General features: G+C 32.8%; 2 protein-coding genes. Both read left to right on the forward strand.

Going from position 1 to position 2,259, the window contains the following annotated elements:
* The first annotated feature begins 223 nt into the window (after positions 1-223).
* Positions 224-571, forward strand: a complete 348-nt coding sequence (locus tag C200_RS07860) for a hypothetical protein (RefSeq protein ID WP_016212131.1) — start codon at positions 224-226, stop codon at positions 569-571.
* A 438-nt stretch (positions 572-1,009) separates the two neighbouring features.
* The gene (locus C200_RS07870; protein WP_016212135.1) at positions 1,010-2,194 is read left to right on the forward strand and encodes a 2-methylaconitate cis-trans isomerase PrpF family protein; all 1,185 of its coding nucleotides are present in this window, start codon (positions 1,010-1,012) and stop codon (positions 2,192-2,194) included.
* The last annotated feature ends 65 nt before the right edge of the window (positions 2,195-2,259 follow it).

Genomic DNA, 2,259 nt, shown 5'->3' on the forward strand with positions numbered 1-2,259 from the left:
AAAACCAGCTCATTGATAAATTATTTGGATTAGCTGCTTATTCTAAGGTAGCTAACACAAGAAAATAACCTTTCTGAAACTCACGATAACTTTTCGCAACAGTGCCAAAAATAGAGCATACATTGAACACCAGAAGAAGAGCGAGTTTGAATTATTGCTCACCTAATCATGTTTTTTTAGAGTATTTGATGGCGGCTTAGTATAGAGTAGTGTTGCACTTCAGATGACGGAGGGCGATTTTATTAATGAGTTAATGTTTGGTCGAGGGAATGTCCCTCTTAATACATCACCACAATCAAACTGGACTAATCTCTCAATGACTGAGAACGATGATAAAAAAGTTATAATTAGACAAAATTCTAATGATGTTACAACATATAATAAAGATAATATTGTTTTTTTTGTCGATGATGATAATATGTTTCGTCATGCAGCTTTGAAAATTAAACATGATATCTATTTATCACTATTTGGTAATTCAGGAGGTTTAATGTTTTCAAATCGTCAAGAGATGTTGAAAGCATTTGGTGCAACAAAATCATTTATTGCAAAAAAACCAAGAAGAAGATAAAGGGCATATTGATATTTCCTATTTACCGGCAAAAATTATTAAATTAATCAATAGTTATTTGGACGGAGAATCAAAATTATCATTTCAACAAACTAGTCCATTCATTTTTTTAAAATTGAACGAAGGAAAAAATTGCCTTATGTCAAATACTGAGAGCCATGAAGTGCAAAGTACGAGGTGAGTAGGTGTTCGTAAGCGTCGCGGTTCTGTCCCAATTTGATCTGGTGGTATGTGCCGGCCAAGTCATATTGGACACTTGTGGAGCGTTATAGGAATAGCGTCGCCCTCCGTCATCTGAAGTGCAACACTCAGTAGTATAATGCTCCCGAGTTTTCAGGCAGAATAATTTAACAATTTATTCCTGAAAGATTAAAGAAAAAACTGATCAACGGCCATATTAATCAGTATTTAATTTATTTTTTTTATAATGGTATTAAGATGAAAGAAGAAAAAATATTACAATCTGTTCCTGTTTCAATTGTTCGCGGAGGAACTAGTAAAGCAATTTTTATCGAAGAAAAAAATTTACCAAGAGATCATAATGAAAGGGATAATTTAATATTATCCATTTTTGGCAGTCCTGATGTTCGCCAAATTGATGGTTTAGGAGGCGCAGATGTATTGACAAGTAAGTTAGGCATAATTGGAGCCTCCACAAGAACTGATGCTGACATTGACTATGTTTTTGGCCAAGTATCTATTGATAAGCCGATGATTGATTACAGAGGAAATTGTGGAAATATATCAGCAGCTGTAGGAATTTTTGCTATTAATAAAGGCTATATTCATATAAAAAAAAATGAAGAAATTTCGACTGTTAGGATTCATATGAAAAATACAGGGCGTATATTAACAGTATTCATACCTGTTTATAATTCATTTTGCTGTATTGAGGGTGATTATTCAATAGATGGTGTTCCAGGCACCGGGCCAAAAATTGATATGGACTGGGCTGATTGCGGTGGTGATACTACAGGAAATCTATTACCTACAGGGAATGTAAGAGATATTATCAAGGTAAATGGACAGATATTCGATGTTTCTATTGTTGATGCAGGAAATTTAGTTGTATTTATTAACGCTGATGCGTTAGGTATTATAGGTAATGAATATCCAGAAAATATATATTCCAATCGAGATTTAATGAATATTATTGAAATAATTAGAGGAAAAGCTGCAGAAAAAATTGGTTTAATTGATGACTTTGAAAAATCTATTGATATGTCTCCATATATTCCTTTCGTTTCTATAGTTAGCCCTTCAAGTCATTTTATATCATTAAATGGCAATAATTTTTTAAAAAACAATTCAGACATTACTTCTCGACTAATATTTATGCAAAATGTTCATAAGGCTCACCCTGTAAGTGCAACAATTGCACTCAGTGTTGCAAGTTTGATCCCAGGAAGTGTGGTTAATAGTCAATTAATAAAGTCAAAAAATTTTCTACGCATTAGTCACCCTAGTGGAATTATTAGTATTGAAACATGTTTAAAAAAAGTAAACAATCAATTTAAATTAAAGAAAAGTTTAATCTCTAGAACTGCACGTATTATATTAGATGGCACTGTATATATCTCATCCAACACTATGAAGCAGAAGGCACTGTTGCGAAAAATTTAGATTTGAGTAGGGTGTAGTAATCAACGGAAGTTAAGAGTGAATTACTGTGGCTAGACGTAAACGAT

Source organism: Piscirickettsia salmonis LF-89 = ATCC VR-1361 (assembly GCF_000297215.2).
Taxonomy (GTDB): domain Bacteria; phylum Pseudomonadota; class Gammaproteobacteria; order Piscirickettsiales; family Piscirickettsiaceae; genus Piscirickettsia; species Piscirickettsia salmonis.

Excerpts from the sequence above, each read along its gene's own strand:
- C200_RS07860 (WP_016212131.1), top strand. The coding sequence starts at position 224 with ATGACGGAGGGCGATTTTATTAATGAGTTAATGTTTGGTCGAGGGAAT.
- C200_RS07870 (WP_016212135.1), top strand. The coding sequence starts at position 1,010 with ATGAAAGAAGAAAAAATATTACAATCTGTTCCTGTTTCAATTGTTCGC.